Raw genomic sequence first — 6,484 nt, 5'->3', positions numbered from 1 at the left:
GACAAGTAGCCTGACACGGGGGGGTGATGAACAAAGCAAGTGGAGTGCAGGGCTCGCCGTTAGATCCATCTTTCGTACGTGGTCGAAATCCAATGCGGGTGCCGATAAGTTGCGCAGGTATTAAAGCCCATTTCCACACTGCCGTGCTTTTCCATCTGTTGTGCGCACGGTTAGCCTGGCCTGCTGCGCAGCGTTAGAGTGCCACGTGTTTGCGCTCCTCAAGCCGTTCCAGGATCGCAGCCACCTGCTGACCAAAACCGAGCGGGTCTTCGAGCATCATCAAGTGCCCGCAGCCAGGCATCACCGTCACGCCCTCAGCCATTTCCCGGGCCCAGGCGGGCACATCCCAACCGGCCAGCGATTGCTCGCCTGCCAGAAGGTGTACTGGCACTTGTTTGAACAGGGCCTGCAGTTGCTGCGGGTAGTCCGGGCTGGCTGTGACCGCCACCACCGACCGGGCCATGGCCTGAAGGGTGCTGGCCGGCTGATGCCCGAGCCACCGCGCCGCACGGTCCAGCAACGCCGGTTCACCCTCCAGACCGGAGCGCGCCAGCCAAGTCCGAGGCTGGGCCTGGTAGCCGGTGAGCAAGGCCGCCACTTCATGGGCAGGGGAACGTGCCACTGACGAGGACCAGAAGGCGTCCTTGAGGCTGAAATTGCCTTCGACGCTGATCAGGCTCAGCACCCGTTGCGGGTGGCATAAGGCAAACAGGTAAGCCACCACCCCCCCCACTGAGTGCCCGACCACATGCACCTGGCGCGGGCCGAAGCGTTGCCCGATCCACTGTTCGATGTGTTCGACCTGCGCGGCAATGCCGATGCTGTCCGCGCCCACACCGGTCAGGCTGCCATACCCCAGCAGGTCTGGCGCCTCACAGGGCCTGCCGGCCAGTGCCTGTTCGATCAGTTGACACTTCAATGTACCAATAAGGCCATTGATGAAAATCACCGGGGCCTGTCCAGTTGCAGTCATGTGCGTCTCCATCGGCAAAAATTGGCAACTTCACTGTTCACATCAGGTTTCCCACACGAGCCTGGAGGTATACGTCAGGGAATCACGATCTCATCGAAAAAGTGCACACCAACCTCGTGGTTCGGGCGCACCGCCAGTACCTCCCCAGCCATACTCTGCACGACCGAGTGGTCGGCCTCGATGGGTGTTCCTGTACGCCGATCCAAGGCCGGTATTTGCGCGGGCGGACTGAACAGCAGATTGCCTTGAAAACTGCGGACCTCAATGCCGGTGCGATAGTGCACAGGGCCGAAATCGACGGCACGGGTCAATACGCCGTGCCAACTGAGCACATCACCGTGAGGCCCGCTCAGGCGCATGCTCAGCGAGCCCAGTTCCAACCCCAGCAGCTGGGTCGGTGTGTCTTCGGCCCTCGCCTCCCATCCATCGCCCTCGATGGAAAACACCCTGACCGGCCCCGGCCAGACAATGCCTCCCAGCTCGCTACCGGGCGCCAGCATGCAGCCTTCCAGGCGCCACTCGGAGAATCGGAAATGGGCACCGAACGGGAAGTGGAACTCGACCTTGCCTGGCTCACACCTGAAGCCCTGCACGTCGGTAGCCGCCACCGTCTCCAGCGTCGCCGAGCCATGGTGTTGCCATAGCTCCAGGCGACGCACGCCTATACCCATGATATTACCCAACGTACGCTCGAAGTCGGCTTGTTCGAGGCTGTGCATACCATAAGGGACGGGATTGCCACTGAGGTCGTTGAAAGGTTCCAGGTACTCCAGCCGGACCCGCGTGCCCGCAGGCAGCACCAGGTCACCCAGCACCTCCTCGCGCTCCAGGCGCGGGTTGTGCGCACGCCAATCAAGCCAATGGCTAACCTCGATCTTGGCGTAGGGCACGCCAGCAACCGCCAGGCCCACGCCCAGAAAACCGAACCGCCAAGGCCGCCCCAGCATATAGCGCCTGCACCGCGGAACCAGTAAGGCCAGCAGGCAGGCAAGCAGCAGCCAGAGAGAAACGGCGGACGCCATGAAGATCATGTAGCCGACGATCATGGCGAATGGATCGATAGGGATCATGGACGTCCTTGTTAACCTCATGACAGGCCGCGCAGGATAATCCAGGCTGCGCTGCTTGCCCAAACAAGATCCTACAGGGTGAAAATACTATCGCTTTTTACGATGGTATCTATTTTTTATATAGGCAAAAAAGCGATGACAATGACCTCACCAAAACACACCTTCAGGTGACGTCATGAAACTGCAAGCCACCCAAAAATCCTTCGCTGAGCGCATCGTCCATGCCGTCGGCTTTGAAGTCATCGCCGTGCTGATCTGCGCGCCGATCGGCGCCTGGTTGCTGGATCGCTCGATGCTTGAGGTCGGTGCCTTGGCGGTGGTGTTGTCGACCGTGGCGATGGTCTGGAACATGCTCTACAACGCCGCCTTCGACCGTTTCTGGCCTGCCAGCCGGGTTGCGCGCACGATCAAGGTTCGCGCCCTGCATGCCGGCGGCTTTGAAACCGGTTTCGTGGTGATCGGCGTGCCGATCGCGGCGCTGATGCTCGATGTGTCGCTGGTGCAGGCGTTTGTGCTGGAGATCGGCTTCTTCGCCTTCATGCTGCCCTACACCATGGCCTACAACTGGGCCTACGATACCCTGCGTCAGCGCCTGGTGAGCGCTCCGGCAAGCCTGGTCCGGGCGCAGTAACCCATATTCATGGCAGCGTACTACTGGTTTGGAGCGCACGAAGCGTATGATGGCAATACGGCCGACCGCATAGGTTGGGTAAGTAACAAGTAGCAGATGTAGGATGCAGCGATTCCAGCAACGGATGGCTCGACTTACTCCGTGTGACTGAGATCGAATCATGAGCGGTAATCTGTGGGTGTGGGAAGAAGAAGAGCTGCTGGCCTTGCGCAAGGCATTTGCCGCACTCAAGGCCAGGCAACGCCAGACCGAGCGGGTTTCCCAGCGACGCATGGCCGCCGAGCTTGGGGTCAGCGTGACCACCCTTAATGCCTACATGACCGGCAAGCGCGCACTGGACGTCAAGTTCGCGCTGATGTTCGAGCAATTGACCGGTATTCCCACGCGCAGCTACAGCCCACGCCTGGCCGATGAGATCATCAGCCTCAAGCACCAGCGCAAACCTGCGGTCTAGACACGCCGCGCCAACCACGTTCGGACACCGCTTGGCCACGTGAAATTTATCTGGTAGTTTTTCATGAAAAAATACCAATAAAAATTCACGAGGTCCGTCATGTTCAAGCAGTCCGCCCAGCATGTCGCAAGCGTCTACGCCCAGACCTACCCTGCCCCAATCCCCTTGCGGCCTACCCTAAAGGAGCGCCTGGACACCGAGGTGCTGATCATTGGCGCTGGCTTCAGTGGCCTGCACACGGCCCTGCGCCTGGCCTTGGCTGGCAAGCGGGTGACGTTGCTTGAGGCCAGTCGCGTGGCCTGGGCGGCCTCGGGGCGTAACGGCGGGCAGGCATTGCTGGGTTGGTCGTGCGACATGGCGCCGCTGGAAAAGTCGCTTGGCCAGGAGCGTGCGCGGCGGCTGTGGGACAGCATGCGCTGGGCGGCCAGTGAGATGCGCGAACTGCCGGTGCGTCACGGCTTCGAGGTCGACTACCGGCGTGGCAGCCTGTGGGCCGCGGTGCTGCCCAGGCGCGTAGCGATGCTGCATGAAGCCGTGCGCGAGGCCGAGGACAAATGGGGCTATGACCAGTTGCGGGTGATCGAACGCGACGAACTGCCGGAATGGATTGGCAGCCCGCGCTACCAGGCGGCGCTGCATGACGCCGAAGGCGCCCACCTCAACCCGCTGAAACTGGCCCAGGGCCTGGCCACTGCCATCGAAGCGGCCGGCGGGCGCATCTTCGAGCAGAGCCGGGTGCTCAGTTACCGTAACACCCCGGCCGGTTTTGTTGCCCGCACCGACCAGGGCGAGGTGCGCAGCGAGGTGCTGGTGCTGGCCTGTAACGCCTATATCGATCAGCTCGACCGCCCGCTGTCGCAGCGCCTGCTGCCGGTAGGCTCTTACCAGGTCGCCACCGCGCCGCTGGACCCGGCCCTGGCCCGCTCGCTGCTGCCGCACAACAGCTGTGTGATCGATAACCAGTTTGTCCCCGACTACTTTCGCCTGACCCCGGACCATCGCCTGTTGTTCGGTGGCGGCTGCACCTACCTGGGCGGCATTCCCAAGGACGTCGCCGCGGCCACCCGGCCCGTCATGGAGCGGGCTTTTCCACAACTGCAAGGCGTGGCCATCGATTACGCCTGGGGCGGCCATATCGACTGCAGCCTGCGCCGCACCCCGGACATCGGCCGCCAGGGTCAGCGCTACTGGCTGCAAGGTTTTTCTGGCCATGGCGTGCTGCCGACCCTGGCCGGCGCCCGGGCGGTCAGTGATGCGATCCTCGGCGACCACGATTTATTGGCGTTGTACCAGGCCATCGACAAAGGCCGCTTCCCCGGCGGCGACCTGTTCGCCGCCCCGCTGGAAGCCGCCGCCAAGGCCTGGTACCGCCTGCGCGACACTCTTTGAGAGGAACATCCGATGGACATGCAGGAAGAAATCGAAAGCCTGGCAATCCTCATCCGCGACCTGCGCAAGCACCGCAACCTGACCCTTGGCGAACTGGCCGAACGCATCGATCGCTCGGTGGGCTTTTTGTCCCAGGTCGAACGCGGTCTGTCACGGCCGACCGTGGCCGACCTGACTGCCATCAGCGAAACCCTGTGCGTGCCGACCACCTACTTCTACAACCTGAGCAAGCCTCGACAAGTGGATTGGGTCACCCGCCCTGGGGAGCGACGCACCCTGTACTACGCCGCCGGAATCACCGACGTGCTGGTATCGCCCAAGCTCACCGGCGGCTTTTCCATGCTCGAAAGCCACCTGGCGCCAGGCGCCAGCAGCGGTGACGGGCACCTGGACGACAGCTCCGAGCAAGGTGGCTTTGTGCTTGAAGGCGAGTTGAGCCTCTGGCTCGATGACGCTGAGGTGCCGGTTACCCTGCAGGCCAACGACAGCTTTCAACTGCCGCCGCACAGCCAGTTTCGATACGCCAATCTGACCGAACACACTACCCGGGTACTCTGGGTATTCCGTTGAAACCAAGCGCAGGATCGCATGTAATGACAACAATAAATGACTGCCCTGATCTGCTTAGTGAAGTACGCGCCTTTCGCGCCGAGCATCCTCAGGTGCGTTATGTCGACTTGATCAGCCTGGATATTCCCGGGCATTTCTATGGCAAGCGCTACCCCATCGACATGCTCGAAAAGGTCGCCGCCGGCAGCGCCCTGAAGCTGCCGCAGAACTGCGTGCTGCTAGGGGTTCAGGGCGGCCTGCACCCGATCGGCGACTACTGTTTCAACGACGGTGACCCGGACGCCCCCCGACGCCTGATCCCCGGCACCCTCAAGCCGGTACGCTGGGAGAACCAGCCTCTGGGGCAGATGCTGATCAGCTCCGACGGCACCGCCGCACCGATCGAGTTCGAGCCCCGCGAAGTGCTGGCGCGGGTGCTACAGCGCCTGGAACGCCGCGGCATTCGTCCGGTGGTGGCCTTTGAGCTGGAGTTCTACCTGTTCGACCGCACCTTGAAGGACGGCCTGCCACAGTTCCCCCGCGACCCCTTCAGCGATGACCCGGACGACCAGCCGAACATGCACATCGAGCGCCTGTCGCGCTACTCTGACGTGCTGCGGGAGATGGTCGAGGCGGCCAACGAGCAAGGTGTGGACGCCAATGTGATCACCGCAGAACTCGGCCCCGGCCAGTTCGAGATCAATTTCGGCCACTGCGACGATGGCCTGCGCGCCGCCGACTGGGCCGCGTTGTTCTGCCGCAGCACCCGCGGCGTGGCGCTCAAGCACGGCATGCGCGCAAGCTTCATGAGCAAGCCGTACCTGGACGCACCGGGCAGCGGCATGCACGTACACGTCAGCCTCTACGATCAGCAAGGCAACAACCTGCTGGCCGCCGATGAGCAGCGGCCGTTGCGCCACGCCGTGGCCGGTTGCCTGGAGCTGTTGCCGCAGTGCATGCCGATCTTCGCCGCCAACCACAACGCCATGCGCCGCTACGGCGCCATGGTCAATGCCGCCAGCCGCGCCAGCTGGGGCTTTGAAGACCGCGACGCGTGTATTCGCATCCCCGAGTCAGACCCGCGCAACCTGCGCATCGAGCATCGCCTGGCCGGTGCCGACGCCAACCCCTACCTGGTGCTGGCGGCGATTCTCAGCGGCATGGAGCATGGCCTGGAGGCCGGCAAGGAGCCCATTTCCCCGCTCAATGAAGACCGCAGCAGTGGAATCGACTTTCCCAAGGACATGCTCGCGGCGGTGGCGGCCATGCGTCATCACCCGGTGGTCAACGAGCGGCTGGGCAGCGAGTTCATCATGGTCTACTGCGAAAACAAGCGCCAGGACCATCTGGCCTTCATGCATGAGGTGAGTGCGCGGGAGTATCGCTGGTTTCTATAGACGTTATCGCGGGGCAAGCCC

Annotated in this window: 7 protein-coding genes; 5 read left to right on the top strand and 2 right to left on the bottom strand. The window is 62.6% G+C overall.

The window, feature by feature from the left end; all coding sequences use genetic code 11:
• Positions 1–193: 193 nt before the first annotated feature.
• Complete coding sequence (locus M5G17_RS27375; protein ID WP_273895976.1) at positions 194–973, bottom strand: alpha/beta fold hydrolase; 780 nt, start codon at positions 971–973, stop codon at positions 194–196.
• 74 nt (positions 974–1,047) lie between these two features.
• Positions 1,048–2,043, bottom strand: a complete 996-nt coding sequence (locus M5G17_RS27370) for a hypothetical protein (RefSeq protein WP_273895975.1) — start codon at positions 2,041–2,043, stop codon at positions 1,048–1,050.
• Between the two features lie 175 nt (positions 2,044–2,218).
• On the opposite strand from M5G17_RS27370, the gene M5G17_RS27365 reads away from it, so the two are divergent.
• The 5 genes from M5G17_RS27365 (at position 2,219) to M5G17_RS27345 (ending at position 6,463) form a co-directional block, all read left to right on the top strand.
• The gene (locus M5G17_RS27365) at positions 2,219–2,674 is read left to right on the top strand and encodes a multidrug/biocide efflux PACE transporter (protein ID WP_273895974.1); all 456 of its coding nucleotides are present in this window, start codon (positions 2,219–2,221) and stop codon (positions 2,672–2,674) included.
• A gap of 160 nt (positions 2,675–2,834) precedes the next feature.
• Positions 2,835–3,128 (top strand): helix-turn-helix domain-containing protein, encoded by a 294-nt coding sequence (locus tag M5G17_RS27360; protein ID WP_130264133.1) that lies wholly within the window; start codon positions 2,835–2,837, stop codon positions 3,126–3,128.
• A 99-nt stretch (positions 3,129–3,227) separates the two neighbouring features.
• Entirely contained in the window at positions 3,228–4,517 is a 1,290-nt protein-coding gene (locus tag M5G17_RS27355; protein ID WP_273895973.1) for an NAD(P)/FAD-dependent oxidoreductase, read from the top strand.
• Between the two features lie 12 nt (positions 4,518–4,529).
• Positions 4,530–5,087, top strand: a complete 558-nt coding sequence (locus M5G17_RS27350) for a helix-turn-helix domain-containing protein (RefSeq protein ID WP_273895972.1) — start codon at positions 4,530–4,532, stop codon at positions 5,085–5,087.
• Between the two features lie 23 nt (positions 5,088–5,110).
• Positions 5,111–6,463, top strand: coding sequence for a glutamine synthetase family protein (locus M5G17_RS27345; RefSeq protein WP_273895971.1), 1,353 nt, complete (start codon positions 5,111–5,113; stop codon positions 6,461–6,463).
• The last annotated feature ends 21 nt before the right edge of the window (positions 6,464–6,484 follow it).

Origin of the sequence: Pseudomonas rubra, from assembly GCF_028656935.1 — a bacterium.
In the GTDB taxonomy this organism is placed as follows: domain Bacteria; phylum Pseudomonadota; class Gammaproteobacteria; order Pseudomonadales; family Pseudomonadaceae; genus Aquipseudomonas; species Aquipseudomonas rubra.
This window is presented reverse-complemented; position numbering and strand designations above follow the sequence as displayed.

Coding starts and splice junctions, on each gene's coding strand:
- M5G17_RS27365 (WP_273895974.1), top strand. CDS start 2,219: ATGAAACTGCAAGCCACCCAAAAATCCTTCGCTGAGCGCATCGTCCAT.
- M5G17_RS27370 (WP_273895975.1), bottom strand. CDS start 2,043: ATGATCCCTATCGATCCATTCGCCATGATCGTCGGCTACATGATCTTC.
- M5G17_RS27350 (WP_273895972.1), top strand. CDS start 4,530: ATGGACATGCAGGAAGAAATCGAAAGCCTGGCAATCCTCATCCGCGAC.
- M5G17_RS27375 (WP_273895976.1), bottom strand. CDS start 973: ATGACTGCAACTGGACAGGCCCCGGTGATTTTCATCAATGGCCTTATT.
- M5G17_RS27345 (WP_273895971.1), top strand. CDS start 5,111: ATGACAACAATAAATGACTGCCCTGATCTGCTTAGTGAAGTACGCGCC.
- M5G17_RS27360 (WP_130264133.1), top strand. CDS start 2,835: ATGAGCGGTAATCTGTGGGTGTGGGAAGAAGAAGAGCTGCTGGCCTTG.
- M5G17_RS27355 (WP_273895973.1), top strand. CDS start 3,228: ATGTTCAAGCAGTCCGCCCAGCATGTCGCAAGCGTCTACGCCCAGACC.